The sequence below is a fragment of the Fodinicola acaciae genome (assembly GCF_010993745.1).
Taxonomy (GTDB): Bacteria; Actinomycetota; Actinomycetes; order Mycobacteriales; family HKI-0501; genus Fodinicola; species Fodinicola acaciae.
Map to the genome: position 1 here is coordinate 2,332,896 of NZ_WOTN01000002.1, position 17,296 is coordinate 2,350,191.

Consider the following 17,296-nt stretch of genomic DNA (forward strand, 5'->3'; position numbering starts at 1 on the left):
CGGTTGGAATCGACGCTACCGGCCGGTACCGGCGTTCACAACCGCGACAGGTTCAGCAGCACGATGCCGACCAGCACGACCACGGTGGCCGCGATCCGCGGCCGGCCGAACCGCTCGTGGAAGACCACCGCGCCGATGACGGCACCGATCAGGATGCTGGTCTCGCGCAGCGCGGCGATCGGCGCCAGCGCGCCGCGAGTTTGGGCCCACAGCACGAGTCCATAGCCGGTGATGCCCAGCACGCCGCCGACCAGGCCGCGCCTCCACACCGGCCGGATCGCCGGCCACAGCTCGCGCCGCCGGACCGCCACGGCCACCACCAGCATCGCGACGCCCTGGCAGAGCATCAGCCAGCCGATGTAGCCGGCCGGGCTGCCGGACGCGCGTACGCCGACGCCGTCGACGGTCGTGTACGAGGCGATCGCCACACCGGTCGCCACCGCGGCGGTCACCGCGGCCGTGTGCATCCGGCCGTTCTGGCGGCCGAACAGCGCGACGGCGATCAGGCCACCGGACACGATGATCACGCCGGCGATCTGTGCCGATGCCAGGCTTTCGCCGACGAAGACGGCGGCGGCGACGGCGACCAGCAGGGGAGCGGTGCCGCGAGCCAGCGGATAGGCCTGGCCGAAGTCGGACAGCTGATAGGACAGCATCAGCAGCAGGTTGTACGCCAGATGCAGCACCACCGAGATCGCCAGCGGCAGCCAGCTCGCCGGTTTCGGCGCCGGTACGAACAAAAGCAGGATCGCGCCGCAGGCGGCGCCGCCACCCATGACGAGGCTGAAGGCGGCCCAGCGGTCGGTGATCGCGTGCGCGATCGCGTTCCAGCTGGCATGCGCGACGGCGGCGATGCAGACCGCGATCACCGCGGCAAGAGGCAAGGTCATCTGAGCGGCTCCTTTTCGGCACAGCAAAGGGAGCCCTCATGGCTTTTATCCCGTCAGGTGTGGCCGGCGCCGCTCGGTCCAGTCCCGTACGCTCTCGTTTTCCACGCTGCCAACGAACGTACGGCGGAACCCTAGACGCAATCGTCGATCAGCTTAGAACTCCGGGCGGCCGAAGCGTTGTGATGCGGCTCACGAGCCGACGCGTACGATCGTCTTTCCGGTGTTGTCGCCGCGGAAAAGGCCGCGAAAGGCCTCGACCGCGTTGTCGATGCCCTCGACGATCGTCTCGGCCGGCACGACGGCTCCACTTTGCAGGTGTGGCACCAGAAACTCCTCGAGCTCGGGCTGCGACGCGAGGTGGTCGCGCACCGAGAAGCCTTCCAGTCGAAGGTTTTTCCGGATGATCTCGAAGAGATTGCGCGGCCCCGGCTGGTCGCCGCTGTGCCTCGCTATCGCGCCGCACAACGCCAGGCGGCCACGCTCGCGCATCGAGCCGAGCGCAGCCTCCAGCTGGTCGCCGCCGACGTTGTCGAAATACACGTCGACGCCGTCCGGCGCGGCCTTGGCGAGCAGCTCGGCCACCGGGCCGTCGTGATAGTCGAAGGCCGCGTCGTAGCCGAGATCGTCGAGCAGGTGCCGCACCTTCGCGGCCGATCCGGCGCTGCCGACGACCCGGCCGGCCCCGAGCGTACGAGCGATCTGGCCGGCCGCGCTGCCGACACCGCCGGCCGCGGCCGACACGAAGACCGTCTCGCCCGGCCGCAGCCGCCCGACCCTGGTGAGTCCGACGTACGCGGTCAGGCCGGTGCCGCCGAGGATGCCGAGATAGGCGCTCAACGGCACGCCGTCGGCCGGCCGCAGCACGCGTACGTCCGCCGGCTCCACCAGCGCGTGCGTGCGCCAACCCCGCCAGTGAAAGACGAGGTCACCGACCCGCAGGTCGGTCCGCGACTCGACAACGCGGCCGATCGACCGGCCCTCGCCGGCGGTGCCGAGCGGCCAGGTGTCGTCCATCAGGCCGCGCATGTATGGATCGACGGAGACGTAGAGGTTTTCCACCAGCGCGGTCCCGTCGCGCGGCGACGGCGGCTCGCCGTCGACGATCGCGAAGTCGCCGGCGACCGGCAGGCCGGACGGACGGCGGACGAGGTGGACGGATCGCGCCATATGTGTGCTCCTCGGATTTTCGCAGCCCCGAAAACGATCCAAGCGTACGGCTGTGACGGTTTCGGCGACGCCTCACTTTGATTTTCGAAGTCACATTGAAAGAGCTAGTATCTAGCCATGGCCAAGCAACGCCGGGTTTCCGAAGCGTGCGTCCGTAGCGACGCCGCGCTGGCGCGCGCCTTCGAGTTTCTCGGCAAGCGTTGGAACGCGGTGATCCTCGCGGTGCTCGGCAGCCGGCCGGCGGCCTTTCGCGAGCTGTCCCGGGCGATCGGCCGGATCTCGGACTCGGTGCTGTCCGACCGGCTCGCCGAGCTGACCGCCGCCGGCCTGATCAGCCGGACGGTCGACGAGGGGCCGCCGGTCTCGGTGACGTACGCGTTGACCGACTGCGGCCGCGGCCTGATGCCGGTGCTGGACCAGATTTCCCTCTGGGCAGAGCAAAACCTGCCGGAATAACACCGCAAAGGAAGTGTCTGTCATGGTCGACTACGGTCACGACCTCACCTTCGGCGCGTTCGTGACTCCGCAGAACCGCCAGCCGCGCGACGTGGTGGCGCTGGCTCAGCTGACCGAGCGGGTCGGCCTGGACCTGGTCACCTTCCAGGACCATCCCTACCAGCCGGCCTTCCTGGACACCTGGACGCTGCTGTCCTGGGTCGCCGCGAAAACCGAGCGCGTCCACCTGAGCGGCAACGTCCTCAACCTGGCGCTGCGGCCGCCGGCGGTGCTGGCGCGCGCGGCGGCGAGCCTCGACCTGCTCTCCGGCGGACGGGTCGAGCTCGGCATCGGCGCCGGTGGGTTCTGGGAGGCCATCGAGGCGATGGGCGGACCGCGTCGTACGCCCGCCGAGGCGGTCGCCTCGCTGGACGAGGCGATCCAGATCATCCGGGAGATCTGGGACCCGGCCAAACGCGGCGGCGTACGCGTCGATGGCGCGCAGTTTCGTGTCAGCGGCGCGAAACGTGGTCCGGAACCGGCGCACGACATCCCGATCTGGGTCGGCGCGCTGAAACCGCGGATGCTGCGGCTGGTCGGCGCCAAGGCCGACGGCTGGCTGCCGAGCCAGGTCTACCTGAAGGACGGAGACCTGGCGCGCGGCAACGCGATCATCGACGAGGCGGCCGCCGCGGCCGGCCGCGATCCGCGCGAGATCCGCCGGCTGCTCAACGTCGCGCCGGTGCGGGGTCCGATCGAGCAGTGGGTCGACGAGCTGCTTCCGTACGCCGTCGAGCATGGCGTCAGCACGTTCATCTCGACCGGCGACGACCCGGCGGCGATCCAGCTGTGGGGTGAGGAGGTGGTGCCCGCCCTGCGTGACGCGATCGCCAGCGAGAGAAACGCGGCCGGCACCCGCACGGGGGAGGTGGTGCGTGGCCCAAAAGCACTGGCTCTCCGGCATGACGGCGTCGCATACGACGCGGTGCCGGCCGGCCTGACCGCGATCGAGCCCGGCGACAAAGGATATCGCCAGGTCCGCTCGACGTATGTCCACAGTGGACGGCCAGCGCTGGTTTTGCGGCCGGAGAGCGACAAACAGGTCATCGAGGCGCTGGATTTCGCGCGTACGCAGGACGTGCCGATCGCCGTACGCAGTGCTGGCCATGGCATCAGCGGCCGGTCGACCAACGACGGTGGCATCGTCATCGACGTTGGCAGCCTCAACGAGGTCGAGGTGCTCCGCGGCACGCGCGTACGCATCGGTCCGGGGCGCGCGGTGGGGTCACGTGGCGACCGAGCTTGGCAGGCACGGCCTCGCGATGAGCTCGGGTGACTATGGCGATGTCGGAGTCGGTGGACTGGCGACGGCCGGCGGGATCGGCTATCTGGTGCGCAAACACGGCCTCACGCTCGACCACCTGGCGGCCGCGGAGGTCGTCCTCGCCGACGGCACCTTCGTACGCGCCGACGCCGACAACGAGCCGGAGCTGTTCTGGGCTCTGCGCGGCGCCGGCGGCAACTTCGGCATCGTCACGGCGGTGGAGCTGGACGCGTACGAGCTGGACCGGGTCGTCTACGCGACGATGATCTTCGACGCGAGCCGCGCGGCGACGCTGCTGCGGTCGTGGGGTGGGCTGCTGGAGGCCGCGCCGCGCGAGCTGACCAGCTTCCTCTACGCCTCGGTCCAGCAGGGCACACCGATCACGCGCGTGGTGAACGTCTTCGCCGGCACTGACACCGATGCCGCGGTCGCCGCGCTGACGCCGCTGCTCGACCTCGGGCCGCTGCTCGACCACGAGGCCGTCCTGATCCCCTATCCGGCGATCGTGCCGGCGTACGACGGCGACCACTACGGCGGCGTGCGGCGACCGCTGATCAGCAGCGGCCTCGCCGACCAGCTGACCGCCGAGCTGTCGGAGGAGCTGGCCGTTGGCCTGCGGTCAGGCGTGGCGCACTATCTGTCGATCCGGTCGCTCGGCGGTGCCGTCAACGACGTCGACCCGCTGGCCACCGCGTACGCGCACCGCCACCAGAACTTCTCGATCAGCTCGCTCGGCTCTCAGGAGGCCGCCTTCCATGGCTACTGGGACGACCTGCGCCCGCACCTGGACGGGCTCTATCTCAGCTTCGAGACCGACCAGCGGCCGGAGCGCCTGCACGACGCGTTTCCCGGCCAGACGCTGGCCAAACTCCGCGGACTGAAGGCCGCGTACGACCCGGACAACGTGTTCGACCGGAATTTCCCGATTCCCCCCGGGTAATTGAGTGTCGAGACCGGCGCTGGCGTGGGAAGATGGTCGTCAAATGGCAGAATCTTCACTTCGCATCGAGACAGACAGCACCGGCAACGCCGACATCGAGCTGACCGACTGGTCGCTTGAGGAGGACAACGCGCCGGTCGAGCCGGATTACGACGGCGACCAGCTCGACTTGGCCGAGCGGCACGCTCTGCGCCGGGTCGGTGGCCTGTCCACCGAGCTCACCGACGTCACCGAGGTCGAATACCGGCAGCTCCGGCTGGAGCGTGTGGTGCTGGTCGGCGTGTGGACCAGCGGCACCGCCGAGGAGGCGGAGAACGCGCTCACCGAGCTGGCCGCGCTGGCCGAGACGGCCGGCTCGCAGGTCCTGGAGGGCCTGCTGCAGCGCCGCGGCCGGCCCGACCCGGCGACCTACCTCGGCGCCGGCAAGGCCAAGGAGGTGCGCGAGGTCGTGCTCGCCACCGGCGCCGACACGGTGATCTGCGACGGCGAGCTGGCTCCGTCGCAGCGCCGGCAGCTGGAGGACATTGTCGGCGTCAAGGTCATCGACCGTACGGCGCTGATCCTGGACATCTTCGCGCAGCACGCCAAGAGCCGGGAAGGCAAGGCGCAGGTCGAGCTGGCCCAGCTGCAGTATCTGCTGCCGCGACTGCGTGGTTGGGGTGAGTCGCTGTCCCGGCAGGCCGGTGGACGCGTCGGCACCGCCGGCGGCGGCATCGGTGGCCGCGGTCCCGGTGAGACCAAGATCGAGCTGGACCGGCGGCGGATCCGCAAGCGGATCTCCAAGCTGCAGCAGGAGATCACCGCGATCAAGAAGATCCGGACGACCAAGCGGGCCAGCCGGCGGCGCAGCGAGGTGCCGAGCGTGGCGATCGCCGGCTACACCAACGCCGGCAAGTCCAGCCTGCTCAACCGGATCACCGGCGCCGGCGTACTGGTGGAGAACGCGCTGTTCGCCACGCTGGACGCCACCACGCGGCGGTCGCGCACCAGTGACGGCCGTGAGTACACGCTGTCCGACACCGTCGGTTTCGTCCGGCACCTGCCGCACCAGCTGATCGAGGCGTTCCGCTCGACGCTGGAGGAGGTCGCCGACGCCGACCTGCTGGTGCACGTGGTGGATGGCTCGCACCCGGATCCGGGTGCGCAGATCTCGGCCGTACGCGAGGTGCTCAAGGACATCGACGCGCTGTCGATCCCGGAGCTGCTGGTGGTCAACAAGATTGACGCGGCGCCGGCCGAGACGCTGCTGCGGTTGCGCGCCGAGCTGCCGGCCGCGGTGTTCGTCTCCGCGCGCACCGGCGAGGGCATCGACGAGCTGCTCGCCGCGATCGAGGAGCGGCTGCCGCATCCGGAGGTCGAGGTGCGCGCGGTCGTGCCGTACGACCGTGGCGACCTGATGCACCGGCTGCACGAGCACGGCGAGGTCCTGTCGACCGAGCACACCGACGCCGGCACCGCCGTACACGCTCGGGTCGCCGGCTGGCTGGCGCACGAGCTGTCCGACTACGTCGCCGCCCCGTTGAGTTAGGCGGTTTGCGACACTTGCTGGGGGAGGGTGACCACCCTCGGCAGACGCACAGGGAGCGGCCGTATGACCTTGACCGGGTTGACCTGGATCGTCGTCGCCATCGTCGTCGCCGGCCTCGGGCTGGTGGGGGCCGGCGTCTATGGCATCGTCCAGCATCGACGCAGTCAACCGGTCACTGCTCCGCCGGCTCGGCGCACCGGCGGAGCCGGCGCCGGTGCCGGTCAGCAGCGGCGGCGGTCGCCGTACGGCAACGACGACGATGACTATGACCGTGACTATGACCGTGACTATGACCGTGACTATGACCGTGACTATGACCGTGACTATGACCGTGACTATGACCGCCGTTATGACGACCGTTACGACGAGCCCCGCTCGCGGAACCGTTCCGGCGCGGTGACGCAGACCTGGGTCCCCGGTGGCGGTGACCCGATGAACGACGAGACCGCGGTGCTGCCGCGGTTCACCGACGACGACCCGCCGCCACCGCCGCGCAGCCGCCACTCACGCTACTGACGAGGTGACGTCCTGATCGCCAGGACGTCACCTCCGCCGGCCCAGGCCGTGTTCGAGAACTGTGGCGGCCGATAACCGAGCCGGGCACCGCCAGACGACGGTTGGATCTCGACTCTCATCCACGTGGGACTTCGAAACAGACCTTAGTGTCCCGAGTCGCAAATTCGTCACTTATCTCGGCGCCCAGACGGCGACTGAGCGCACCGGAAAGGCGCCCGAATACGCCCGGTATGAGGCCGCTTTCCGGCACACTCAGTCACCGTCTGGATCCGCGAGCTCAGCAACGAATTTCAAGCTCGGGACGCTAGAGCCGGCGCAGCACCGTGACCACGCGGCCGAGGATGGTCGCCTGGTCGCCCGGGATCGGCTCGTACGCCGGGTTGTGCGGGATCAACCAGACGTGGCCCTCGCGCCGGCGGAACGTCTTCACCGTCGCCTCGCCGTCGATCATCGCCGCGACCACGTCGCCGTTCTCGGCCACCGGCTGCTGGCGCACCACGACCCAGTCGCCGTCGCAGATCGCCGCCTCGATCATCGAGTCGCCGGCCACCTTGAGCAGGAACAGCTCGCCGTCGCCGACGATCTCGCGGGGCAGCGGGAACACGTCCTCGATGGCCTGCTCGGCCAGGATCGGGCCGCCGGCGGCGATCCGGCCGACCACCGGCACGTACGTCGGCGTCGGCTTGCTGTCGGTGTCGGTGTCCGCGCCGGCCACCGCGGCCAGCTCCGGGCCGCGTACGTCCACCGCGCGCGGCCGGTTGGGGTCGCGGCGCAGGAAACCCTTGCGCTGCAACGCGGACAGCTGGTGCGCCACGCTGGACGGCGACGCCAGCCCGACCGCGTCGCCGATCTCCCGCACGCTCGGCGGATAGCCGCGGCGCTCCACCGAGTCGCGGATCACCGCGAGGATGCGGTGCTGGCGCGGCGTGAGGCCGGCCGGGTCCGGCGGGCCGTCCGGGAAGGTGCGTACGGTCGCGGTGCCGGCGTCCGTGCCTTTGGCGGCGCTGTCTTTCCCCTTGCCTTTCGCCGGGCCCTTCACCGCGGCCTTCTCGGGCTTGCCGCGGCCTCCCTTACCCGTGGCCCGTGTCTCGTTCGCCACCGCTTTCCTCCGCTCCTCGCATCTGCCGGTCCGTCGCCACCGATGGGTCCACCGGCCGCAAGCCGGTGGCATCACGCGCTGGCCGGCGGTGCCCCGGAGGACATCGCGGACCGCGGTCACCGGCTCGATGGCTGCCGGCAGGCCCGACGCTAGCCACCCGCACCGACAATTTCAAACATCTGTTCGAAGACACGCCGAGCCGAACTCGATTTTGTCGTACCCACCTGATAGACATACGAACAGCTGTTCTATCGAACGTGCGTTCGGAAGCTCAGGGTGGAGTGAGAAGGATGACCGACATGGCGACAGGCATCGGCACCGCGACGCTGGCTGGGCGCGCGGGCCTACGGACTTCACTGTGTGCGGCGGAGCGGCGGGGGGCCAGCACGGCGGCGGGTGACACGGCTGGCATGGAGGAGGACCTGATGGGTTCCGGCAAGACGTTGGCTCCGGTGATCGAGCTCTATCCGGATCGGCCGGTCGAGGAGCGCGAGCTGCTCACCGCGGAGGAGTGGCGGATCAGGCAACAGACGATGATGCGGCATCCGGCCGGCAAGAACCGCACGGTCGTGCCGATGCGGCAGCGCCGGTCGACGCTGCGGCTGACCAGGCGCGGCCGGATCGTGCTGGTCGTCCTGCTGGTGCTGGCCGCGGCCGGCATCGCGTTCTGGTCGGCGCGCGCGATGGCGGCGCCGGAGCGGCCGGCGCAGTCGGTGGTCAGCGTGGTGGTCCAGCCCGGCCAGTCGCTGTGGTCGATCGCCGAGGCGTACGACCCGTCCCGCAACCCGCGCGATGTCATCCGCGACATCCAGCGCCTCAACGACCTGGACGGCACCACCCTGCTGCCCGGCCACCGCCTCGTCATGCCATCCCACGCCACCTGACCCTGCCTGCTTCCCTGGCTGGCCGGCCCCCACGGGCCGGCCAGTTTTGTATGGGTCGTACACCTGGGTCCGAATGTGACCTTGTGGACCGGTTTCGCCGGGAAAGCGGTCAACAAGGTGACATTCGGATGCCGGATCCGCTGTCCGACTGTCACCCGCCGACCTAAAACCGCAGGTCAAGCCACCGCAGACGACGCGATCGGAATCCGATTGGGTCGTCTGTCGCCGTGGGGCGGAACTGTCGTACCCCGGTGGGACTCTGGAGCCGTACGGGCGGCGTGGCGGGGAGGCGAAACCTGGCCAGGCCGTGCGTACGCGGCGTGTCGCGTCCCGAATGTCCGGTGTGTTGCGCGTGTCAACACTTGCGGTTCCGGTTCTCGAGGCATAGCCTTCAAACCCAACATCTAGTAGTTACAACCGTGTAAGTCATCCACAGGTAGTGGAGAGTTACACACAGCTTCTGCACAAGCTGTCCACACGCTCATACACAGGCGGGTGGGCGGGTACGAGGGGACAAGGGGGTTCGCCGTGCGGTGTCCGTACTGCCGGCATCCGGAGTCGCGGGTGGTCGACTCACGGGAGGCCGACGAGGGTGCGGCGATCCGCCGCCGGCGCTCGTGCCAGGAGTGCGGACGGCGGTTCACCACGGTCGAGGAGGCCGTGCTGGCGGTGGTCAAGCGCAGCGGCGCGAGCGAGCCGTTCAGCCGCAACAAGATCATCAACGGCGTACGGCGGGCCTGCCAGGGCCGGCCGGTCGACGACGACGCGCTGGCGCTGCTGGCTCAGCGCGTCGAGGACTCGGTACGCGCCACTGGCAGCGCCGAGATCAACTCGCACGACGTGGGGCTGGCGATCCTCGGCCCACTGCGTGAGCTGGACGAGGTCGCCTACCTGCGGTTCGCCAGCGTCTACCGGGGATTCGACTCGCTGGACGACTTCGAGAGCGAGATCGCCGCGCTGCGTTCGGAGCGGGACGAGCAGCGCGACCAGCAGCGTGAGACCGGACCGCCGGCGCCGCGGCAACCGGAGACAGTCAGCAGCAAGGGTGCGGCTCGGTGAGCCGCGACAGGCAGAGCGCCGGCGATGGGGGACAGGGCCTGGCCGGCGTCAGGGGCAGATTCCAGCGTAGGAAAGCAGGGGGAAACGTCATGACCGAGGCGGTCGAAGCGGCGACCAACAGCGCGCCGGAGCGTAAACGGCGTGCCAAGGGGTTGAAGATCGAGCGGCTCTACACCACCGCCGGTGTGCATCCGTACGACGAGGTGACCTGGGAGCGTCGCGACGTCGTGATGACCAACTGGCGGGACGGCTCGGTCAACTTCGAGCAGCGCGGTGTCGAGTTTCCCGACTTCTGGTCGCTGAACGCCGTCAACATCGTGACCAGCAAATACTTCCGCGGCGCGGTCGGCACGCCGCAGCGCGAGTCGAGCCTGCGCGAGCTGATCGACCGGGTGGTGCTCACGTACGGCAAGGCCGGTCGCCAGCACGGCTACTTCGCGACCGACGCCGACGCGGAGGTGTTCGAGCACGAGCTGACCTGGATGCTGCTGCACCAGGTGTTCAGCTTCAACTCGCCGGTCTGGTTCAACGTCGGCACGTCCTCGCCGCAGCAGGTGAGTGCGTGTTTCATCCTGTCGGTCGACGACTCGATGGAGTCGATCCTCAACTGGTACAAGGAGGAGGGCCGGATCTTCAAGGGTGGTTCCGGCGCCGGCCTCAACCTGTCGCGGATCCGTTCCTCGAAGGAGCTGCTGTCCTCCGGTGGTACGGCCTCCGGTCCGGTCTCCTTCATGCGCGGCGCCGACGCGAGTGCCGGCACGATCAAGTCCGGCGGTGCGACGCGGCGCGCGGCGAAGATGGTCGTACTCGACGTCGACCACCCCGACATCGAGGAGTTCATCGAGACCAAGGCGCGCGAGGAGGACAAGATCCGCGCGCTGCGCGACGCCGGCTTCGACATGGAGCTCGGCGGCAAGGACATCACCTCCGTCCAATACCAGAACGCCAACAACTCGGTGCGGGTCTCCGACGAGTTCATGAAGGCGGTCGAGGACGGCGGCGACTTCGCGCTCCGCGCGCGCACCGACGGCAGTGTCGTCGAGACGGTCGACGCGAAGAAGCTGTTCGGCAAGATGGCGCAGGCGGCGTGGGAATGCGCCGACCCGGGTGTCCAGTACGACGACACCATCAACGACTGGCACACCAACCCGGAGACCGGCCGGATCACCGCGTCCAACCCGTGCTCGGAATACATGAGCCTGGACAACTCGTCCTGCAACCTGGCCTCGCTCAACCTGCTCAAGTTCCTCCAGCCGGACGGCACGTTCGACACGCGGCGGTTCGTACGCGCGGTCGAGTTCGTCATCACCGCGATGGACATCTCGATCTGCTTCGCCGACTTCCCGACCGAGCCGATCGGTGAGACCACGCGCGACTATCGGCAGCTCGGCATCGGCTATGCCAACCTCGGCGCGCTGCTGATGGCGACCGCGCACGGCTACGACTCCGAGGGCGGCCGCGCGCTGGCGGCGGCGATCACGTCACTGATGACCGGTGTCGCCTACCGGCGCTCCGCCGAGCTGGCCGGCATCGTCGGACCGTACGCCGGCTACGCGCGCAACGCCGAAGGTCACCAGCGGGTCATGCGTAAGCACGCGGCGGCCAACGACGCGGTGCGGCCGGTGGGTGCCGACGACCAGCAGATCCTCCGCGAGGCGACGCGGCAGTGGCAGGACGGCCTCAAGATCGGCGCCGTCAACGGCTGGCGTAACGCCCAGGCCTCGGTGCTGGCGCCGACCGGCACCATCGGCTTCATGATGGACTGCGACACGACCGGTGTGGAGCCCGACTTTTCGTTGGTGAAGTTCAAGAAACTGTCCACTGGCGGGTCGATGCAGATCGTCAACCAGACGCTGAAGAAGGCGCTGGAGGTGCTGGGTTACCAGCAGGAGCAGATCGAGGCGATCGTCGAGTACGTCGCCGAGAACGGCCACGTGGTCGACGCGCCGGGACTCAAGCCGGAGCACTACGAGGTCTTCGACTGCGCGGTCGGCCGGCGCGCCATCTCGCCGATGGGGCATGTGCGGATGATGGCGGCGGTGCAGCCGTTCATCTCCGGCGCGATCTCCAAGACGGTCAACATGCCGGAGACGGCGACCGTGGAGGAGATCAAGAACATCTACTTCCAGGGCTGGAAGCTCGGCCTGAAGGCGCTGGCGATCTATCGCGACAACTGCAAGGTCGGTCAGCCGCTGTCCGACGCGAAGGCGAAGAAGGTCGAAGCGCCGGTGGTCGTGGTGGACGAGTCGACCGAGCACCGGGCCGTACGCAAGCGGCTGCCGAAGAAGCGGCCGTCGCAGACGATCTCGTTCTCGGTTGGCGGCGCCGAGGGTTACATGACCTCGTCGTCATACCCGGACAACGGCGTCGGTGAGGTGTTCCTCAAGCTCGGCAAGCAGGGCTCGACGCTGGCCGGTGTGCTGGACGCGTTCTCGATCGCGATCTCGGTGGCGCTGCAGTACGGCGTGCCGCTGGAGACCTTCGTCGAGAAGTTCACCAACATGCGGTTCGAGCCGGCCGGCATGACCGACGACCCGGACATCCGGATCGCCAACTCGGTGATGGACTACATCTTCCGCCGGCTGGCGCTGGACTACCTGCCGTACGACCAGCGCAGCGAGCTCAGCATCTTCAGCGCGGCCGAGCGTACGGCGCAGCTGGACGCGAGCACGCAGCAGCCACTGCCGGCCGCCGAGAACGACGATGTCGACTTGGAGGGCCTGGCGCAGTCGGCGCCGGTGAGCGCACCGGCCAACGCCACCTCCGTGGCGGCCACCAGCACCGCCGCGCCGCGCAGCGTCGGCTCGACGGCGGAGCTGCTGGAGCTGGTGCAGGGCAAGTCCAACGACGCGCCACTGTGCATGACCTGCGGCACGAAGATGCGACCGGCCGGTTCGTGCTTCGTCTGCGAGGGCTGCGGCTCCACCAGCGGCTGCAGCTAGTACGTCCGCATGGCCCCCATGCTTGCGCTGGATGCAAGCATGGGGGCCATGCGCGCTCAGCCGCTGGCCGGCGGCCGCGGCCGCGGGTGCCGGCGTGGGCGGCGATGGCGGTGGTGCGCCCTGCCGGACAGCCGGGCGAAGAGGCGGCCGATCTCGGCGGCGAGTTTCGCCTGAAACTGTACGTCCTCGGCGGCGCGCCGCTCGCGGCCTCGCGTATGTCCTCGTCGGCCAGGCATTGTTGCTCGGCAACCTCCAGCGCCGCCTCCTCGACGAGGATTCCTTGCCGTTCATAGCGTTTCCGGTCGCGGCTGAAGCGTACGACGACGGCCGCCAACGTGCTGGCCTCGCGTGCGCGGGTCAGCGCGGTGTTGCCGGCCGGCAGGAACACCAGGTGGTCCAGGTCCGCCCAGGTCAGGCAGATCGGTCCCGGGCCGTCCGTCCGCGCAGCTGCGCGCCGCTCATCGGTCACTTTCCAGTCGTGTCAGTGCTTCGTGGTCGGCGCTGCCGGGCTCGGCGCGATAGACGACCAGCCGGTGGTGGCAGGTCTCCGGAATGTCGAGTACGCGATAGGTGAGCCGCAGGCGGCCGGCGACCGGATGGTTGAAGGTTTTGGCGCCGGCGGTGCACGGCCACACGTCGCGGCGCTGCCAACGGTCGGCGAATTCGTTGCTGGCGTTGGACAATTCGCTGACGAAGGCGCGTACGGCTGGATCGTCCGGCCGCTGGCCGATCGTCGCTCGCAGGTGTGCGACGGCGTCGTCGGCGATCTCGTCCCAGTCGGCGAAAAGCTCGCGCGACACCGGGTTGCAGAAGACATAGCGGACGTTGTTGGGTCTGGTGTCCGGCAGCAGGTGGTCGACGAAAAGCGCTGCCGCGCCGGCATTCCAGGCGAGTACGTCGCCGGACCGGTCGATCACGTACGCGACCGACGGTGCGGCGACCAGGTCGACGATGTCCTGCGCCGCGCGGATCATCTCCGGTGTCGCGGCCACCGGGTAGCGGTTGTCGGAGATGTCGGCCAGTGAGTGCAGATACGCCTGCTCGTCTGCGGTGAGCCGCAACGCTCGCGCGAGCGCGTCGACGACGCTCGCCGACGGCGGACCGCCGCGGCCCTGTTCCAGCCGTACGTAGTAACCGACGCTGACGCCGGCGATGTCGCACAGCTCCTCGCGTCGGAGGCCGGCGGTTTTCCGTACGCCGTCGGCGGAAATGCCGACCGCGGCCGGCTCCAGACGAGTGCGGCGGTCGCGGAGGAATGCTCCGAGCTCGCGGAGCCGCGCGCCGCTCTTGGGTGACCCAGCCATGGTCACCCAGGATACTGTCGCCGGTCGGCGGCCACGACGACGATGATGGCATGACGGTTACTTTGGTGCGTGCGGCGGAAAAGCCGACGCGTACGCTCACACTCGGCGCCGCGGCGCTCGGGTTTTTCGTTCTCACGCTGGACACGCAGATCGTGTCGGTGGCGATGCCGGTCATCGGCCACGACCTGCGCGGCGGGATCAGTGCGTTGCAGTGGGTTGTCACCGGTTACACGTTGATGTTGGCGGCGTTGTTGCTGTCCGCCGGCGCCTTGTCTGACCGGGTCGGCGCGAGCCGCGCGTTCGGCGGCGGCTTGGCGGCGTTCACGGTGGCGTCGGCGGTGTGCGGCTTGGCACCGTCCCTTGGCGTACTCGTGGCGGCGCGGTTCGCGCAGGGCGCGGCGGCGGCCGCGATCCTGCCGGCGTCGCTGGCGTTGGTGCGGCAGGCTTATCCGGATGCGGCCGAGCGGGTACGCGCGATCGCCGTCTGGACCGCGACCGGCGGCGCCGCGATGGCCGCCGGTCCGCTCGTCGGCGGCCTGCTGACCAGCACCTTTGGTTGGCGATCGGCTTTCTACGTCAACGCGCCGATCGGCATCGCCGGCCTGCTGGCGATGGCGCGTACGCCGCGCTCGGCGGCGCGTCCGGTGCCGTTCGACCTGCCTGGTCAGCTGTCGGCGGTGGTCGGCATGGCGGCCGTGACGTACGCGGTGATCCAACGGTCGATCGTCGCATTGGTGGTTTTCGTTGTGGCCGCTGGTGTTTTCGCGTACGCGGAGCGGCGTGCGCGGCATCCGATGGTGCCGTTGGGGTTGTTTCGGCAGCCGGGGGTGGTGGTCGCGGTCGGCGTCGGTTTGGCGGTCAACTTCGCGTTCTATGGCGTTGTTTTCCTGCTGGCGCTGTATTTCGAGCAGGTGCGTGGCCTGCCGGCACTGCTCGCCGGCCTGATGTTCCTGCCGATGACGGCGCTGATCACGGTGGTCAATCTGACCGCCGGCCGGCTGGTGAACCGCTACGGGCCGCGGCTGCCGATGGTCGTCGGCCAGGTCGTGCTGGCGGCCGGTGTGCTCGGCCTGTTGCTTCTGGGCCGTGACACGCCGGTGGTCGTGCAGGCGTTGCTGCTCGTGCCGTTCGGAGTCGGCGGCGGACTGACCGTACCGGCACTGACCGTCGTGCTGCTGCGGTCGGTTGACGCCGGCCAGGCGGGCATTGCATCGGGCATTCTCAATGCCGGCCGCCAGTTTGGCGGGGCGCTCGGCGTCGCGGTTTTCGGTGCGTTGGCGGCCGGTGGCCTGCTTGCCGGCATGCGGATCGCGCTGCTGGTCGCGGTCGTGGCGCTCGCCGTGACGGTGGTCAGCTCGCTTCGGGACAGCGCCGCGGGATGATCCACTGGCCGAGGCCGTTGCGCCGATAGCCGTCGAGGCAGCTGTCCGGGTCGAGGTCGACCGCATTCCGGACGGTCGGCCAGCGGCGGGGCTCGCCGGTCACCAGCGTCAGGACCGGCGCGTCCGAGCACATCAGCCGGGTCTGCTCCGGGTCGGTCACCGACACGTCGGCGACGCGTACGCGGTGCAGTGCGGCCGCGTTGAGCAGCGCGTACAGCCAGCCGACGTCACAGTGCTCGTACGCGACGGAGTTGCGCTCGACGGCGAGCGCCAGCCAGCTGTCCCAGAGGCGGCCGCGGTGTGTCGCGATCAGCTGCGCGACCAGCGGCTCGACCGGGTTGCCGGCCGGTGCGGTGCCGAGGCAGTACGGCGCGGGCGCGAGCCGAGCGAGCCACAGTCCCGGTTTGGTGGCGTCGGCCAGCACCGCGGTGACCGAGCAGCCGGAGCGGTGCCAGTCGGGCTCGCCGAGGAGGCGGTTGACGAGTGCGGGGATGGTCGTGACCGCGCGGGGGATCCAGTACGGCGGCGCGTCGTCAGGTCGCGTAGGTGTCGGAGGCATGCCGAAACTCTGCCGCATTCAGGCGACACCGCGTCGTGCGTTATCCACAGGAATGCGGCGCCATACCACACAAATTCCGGCTTCCACCGTTATCCACACCATCAGTTGTCATCCACGGATTTGTCATCCCGTCCACCATTCACGGCCATTCGCTCCGATGCTGGAGCCATGACCTCACCACTCCAGCCATCGACCGGCGTACGCGCTCCGGACGCCGATCCGCGCACTCTGATCCGCCTCCGCGGTCCGGCCGAGGTGGCCGCCGCCCTGCCGTACATGCTGGGTTTCCATCCGGCCGAGAGCCTGGTCGGCATCGGCATCGGAGCCAACAAGCGGGTCACGCTGACCGCGCGGCTCGACCTCGGTCCGCCGCCCTACCGCGAGCAGGCGGCCGCGATGGCGACGTATCTGCGGCACGCCAGCTCCGTCGAAGCGATCCTGGTCGTCGTGTCGGACCTGCCGAAGAGCGTGGTGAAGCGCGCCGGCACGGCGGCACGTGTCGCCGCGCGGAAGGCCGGCATGGCGGTGGTCGACGTGATGCACGTGTCCGACGGTCGATGGTGGTCGTTGCGGTGTCGCAATCCGCGGTGCTGTCCGCCAGGTGGCGAGGTGATCGACCAGTCGCTGGTCGGCCAGTTCGCCGCCGAGCTGGCGGCCCTCGGCCGGGTCGTCTATCCGGACCGTGCGGCGGTGACCGCGTCCATCGCGTACGACCAGACCGCCGCGTCGGAGGTGCGGGCCGCGCTCGACGCCGCGCTGGCCGAGCAGGACCGGCTGGCCGCGACCGCCGGCAGCGGCGCCGTGGTCGACGCAGGCGAGCGGATCGTCGGCGCCGCTGTGATCGGCCGTCGCGACCGTCCGCGTGACCTGACGGTCGACGAGATCGGCCGGCTCGGTGCCGCGCTGCAGTTGATCGCCGTACGTGACCGCGCGCTGCGGTGGACGGTCAGTCCGCTCGCCGAGGTCGCCGAAAACGTGTGGTATCAGCTGACCCGCCGGTTGCCGTCCCCGTACGCCGCGCCGGCCGCGACCCTGCTGGCAGTGCAGTCGTACAACGCCGGCGACTGCACCTTGGCAGGTGACTGCGCGGCACGCGCGCTCACCGACGACCCTCGCTACACGATGGCGAAGCTGGTGGCCGAGGCGGTCATGCGCGCCATACCGCCGGGCGACTTCCGCGCCGCGATGCGCGAGGCCTGGCTCTGCGACCGGCGCTCGCGCCGCTCCAGACGCGCGGCCTGAGGGCAGCGCTGAGAGACTGTTGGGA

General features: G+C 69.5%; 16 protein-coding genes. 10 read left to right on the forward strand and 6 right to left on the reverse strand.

From position 1 onward, the window contains the following. Window positions 1–35 precede the first annotated feature (35 nt). Both GNX95_RS26295 and GNX95_RS26300 read right to left on the reverse strand, forming a co-directional pair. Window positions 36–890 carry an EamA family transporter gene (locus GNX95_RS26295; protein WP_163510031.1) on the reverse strand — a complete coding sequence of 285 codons (855 nt, stop codon included), beginning with the start codon at window positions 888–890 and terminating at the stop codon, window positions 36–38. 189 nt (window positions 891–1,079) lie between these two features. Beyond that, window positions 1,080–2,057, reverse strand: a complete 978-nt coding sequence (locus GNX95_RS26300; RefSeq protein ID WP_163510032.1) for an NADP-dependent oxidoreductase — start codon at window positions 2,055–2,057, stop codon at window positions 1,080–1,082. 117 nt (window positions 2,058–2,174) lie between these two features. On the opposite strand from GNX95_RS26300, the gene GNX95_RS26305 reads away from it, so the two are divergent. From GNX95_RS26305 to GNX95_RS42245, 5 genes are all read left to right on the forward strand, one after another. Continuing rightward, window positions 2,175–2,513 (forward strand): winged helix-turn-helix transcriptional regulator, encoded by a 339-nt coding sequence (locus tag GNX95_RS26305; protein WP_163510033.1) that lies wholly within the window; start codon window positions 2,175–2,177, stop codon window positions 2,511–2,513. Window positions 2,514–2,535: 22 nt separating this feature from the next. Then, on the forward strand, window positions 2,536–3,828 hold the full coding sequence (locus GNX95_RS44080; RefSeq protein WP_222853889.1) for an LLM class flavin-dependent oxidoreductase: 1,293 nt from the start codon (window positions 2,536–2,538) through the stop codon (window positions 3,826–3,828). Then, window positions 3,782–4,756 carry an FAD-binding oxidoreductase gene (locus tag GNX95_RS42645; RefSeq protein WP_222853890.1) on the forward strand — a complete coding sequence of 325 codons (975 nt, stop codon included), beginning with the start codon at window positions 3,782–3,784 and terminating at the stop codon, window positions 4,754–4,756. Before GNX95_RS44080 ends, GNX95_RS42645 begins: the two co-directional genes overlap by 47 nt. 43 nt (window positions 4,757–4,799) lie before the next feature. After that, window positions 4,800–6,284 (forward strand): GTPase HflX, encoded by a 1,485-nt coding sequence (gene hflX / locus GNX95_RS26315; protein ID WP_163510034.1) that lies wholly within the window; start codon window positions 4,800–4,802, stop codon window positions 6,282–6,284. Between the two features lie 63 nt (window positions 6,285–6,347). Further along, window positions 6,348–6,800, forward strand: coding sequence for a hypothetical protein (locus tag GNX95_RS42245; RefSeq protein ID WP_187369684.1), 453 nt, complete (start codon window positions 6,348–6,350; stop codon window positions 6,798–6,800). A gap of 304 nt (window positions 6,801–7,104) precedes the next feature. Here the strand turns inward: GNX95_RS42245 and lexA are convergent, their stop codons facing one another. Continuing rightward, entirely contained in the window at window positions 7,105–7,839 is a 735-nt protein-coding gene (gene lexA, locus GNX95_RS26325) for a transcriptional repressor LexA (RefSeq protein ID WP_246281766.1), read from the reverse strand. A gap of 359 nt (window positions 7,840–8,198) precedes the next feature. On the opposite strand from lexA, the gene GNX95_RS42650 reads away from it, so the two are divergent. The 3 genes from GNX95_RS42650 to GNX95_RS26340 all read left to right on the forward strand — a co-directional run bounded on the left by GNX95_RS42650 (window position 8,199) and on the right by GNX95_RS26340 (window position 12,784). Then, window positions 8,199–8,783, forward strand: a complete 585-nt coding sequence (locus tag GNX95_RS42650) for a LysM peptidoglycan-binding domain-containing protein (protein ID WP_222853891.1) — start codon at window positions 8,199–8,201, stop codon at window positions 8,781–8,783. 528 nt (window positions 8,784–9,311) lie between these two features. Next, window positions 9,312–9,842 carry a transcriptional regulator NrdR gene (gene nrdR, locus GNX95_RS26335; RefSeq protein WP_163510035.1) on the forward strand — a complete coding sequence of 177 codons (531 nt, stop codon included), beginning with the start codon at window positions 9,312–9,314 and terminating at the stop codon, window positions 9,840–9,842. 89 nt (window positions 9,843–9,931) lie between these two features. After that, entirely contained in the window at window positions 9,932–12,784 is a 2,853-nt protein-coding gene (locus GNX95_RS26340; RefSeq protein WP_163510036.1) for a vitamin B12-dependent ribonucleotide reductase, read from the forward strand. A gap of 56 nt (window positions 12,785–12,840) precedes the next feature. Here the strand turns inward: GNX95_RS26340 and GNX95_RS42250 are convergent, their stop codons facing one another. Both GNX95_RS42250 and GNX95_RS26350 read right to left on the reverse strand, forming a co-directional pair. Beyond that, window positions 12,841–13,020: a hypothetical protein gene (locus GNX95_RS42250; RefSeq protein ID WP_187369685.1), complete on the reverse strand. Its 180-nt coding sequence runs from the start codon at window positions 13,018–13,020 to the stop codon at window positions 12,841–12,843. A gap of 222 nt (window positions 13,021–13,242) precedes the next feature. Next, window positions 13,243–14,088, reverse strand: a complete 846-nt coding sequence (locus GNX95_RS26350) for a helix-turn-helix transcriptional regulator (RefSeq protein ID WP_163510037.1) — start codon at window positions 14,086–14,088, stop codon at window positions 13,243–13,245. A 50-nt stretch (window positions 14,089–14,138) separates the two neighbouring features. Between GNX95_RS26350 and GNX95_RS26355 the strand changes: the two genes are divergently transcribed. After that, a complete protein-coding gene (locus GNX95_RS26355; RefSeq protein WP_163510038.1) occupies window positions 14,139–15,470 on the forward strand; it encodes an MFS transporter in 1,332 nt (443 codons plus the stop codon). Here the strand turns inward: GNX95_RS26355 and GNX95_RS26360 are convergent. Then, complete coding sequence (locus GNX95_RS26360) at window positions 15,439–16,029, reverse strand: hypothetical protein (protein WP_163510039.1); 591 nt, start codon at window positions 16,027–16,029, stop codon at window positions 15,439–15,441. The genes GNX95_RS26355 and GNX95_RS26360 overlap by 32 nt on opposite strands. A 168-nt stretch (window positions 16,030–16,197) precedes the next feature. Between GNX95_RS26360 and GNX95_RS26365 the strand changes: the two genes are divergently transcribed. Then, complete coding sequence (locus tag GNX95_RS26365) at window positions 16,198–17,271, forward strand: DUF4192 domain-containing protein (protein WP_163510040.1); 1,074 nt, start codon at window positions 16,198–16,200, stop codon at window positions 17,269–17,271. Window positions 17,272–17,296 lie beyond the last annotated feature (25 nt).

Bases quoted from the DNA above. Each gene is read 5' to 3' on its own strand.
- GNX95_RS42245 (WP_187369684.1), top strand. From the start codon at position 6,348: ATGACCTTGACCGGGTTGACCTGGATCGTCGTCGCCATCGTCGTCGCC.
- GNX95_RS44080 (WP_222853889.1), top strand. From the start codon at position 2,536: ATGGTCGACTACGGTCACGACCTCACCTTCGGCGCGTTCGTGACTCCG.
- GNX95_RS42650 (WP_222853891.1), top strand. From the start codon at position 8,199: ATGGCGACAGGCATCGGCACCGCGACGCTGGCTGGGCGCGCGGGCCTA.
- GNX95_RS26360 (WP_163510039.1), bottom strand. From the start codon at position 16,029: ATGCCTCCGACACCTACGCGACCTGACGACGCGCCGCCGTACTGGATC.
- hflX (WP_163510034.1), top strand. From the start codon at position 4,800: ATGGCAGAATCTTCACTTCGCATCGAGACAGACAGCACCGGCAACGCC.
- GNX95_RS26305 (WP_163510033.1), top strand. From the start codon at position 2,175: ATGGCCAAGCAACGCCGGGTTTCCGAAGCGTGCGTCCGTAGCGACGCC.
- GNX95_RS42250 (WP_187369685.1), bottom strand. From the start codon at position 13,020: ATGCCTGGCCGACGAGGACATACGCGAGGCCGCGAGCGGCGCGCCGCC.
- GNX95_RS26355 (WP_163510038.1), top strand. From the start codon at position 14,139: ATGACGGTTACTTTGGTGCGTGCGGCGGAAAAGCCGACGCGTACGCTC.
- GNX95_RS26365 (WP_163510040.1), top strand. From the start codon at position 16,198: ATGACCTCACCACTCCAGCCATCGACCGGCGTACGCGCTCCGGACGCC.
- GNX95_RS26295 (WP_163510031.1), bottom strand. From the start codon at position 890: ATGACCTTGCCTCTTGCCGCGGTGATCGCGGTCTGCATCGCCGCCGTC.
- GNX95_RS26300 (WP_163510032.1), bottom strand. From the start codon at position 2,057: ATGGCGCGATCCGTCCACCTCGTCCGCCGTCCGTCCGGCCTGCCGGTC.
- GNX95_RS26340 (WP_163510036.1), top strand. From the start codon at position 9,932: ATGACCGAGGCGGTCGAAGCGGCGACCAACAGCGCGCCGGAGCGTAAA.
- GNX95_RS26350 (WP_163510037.1), bottom strand. From the start codon at position 14,088: ATGGCTGGGTCACCCAAGAGCGGCGCGCGGCTCCGCGAGCTCGGAGCA.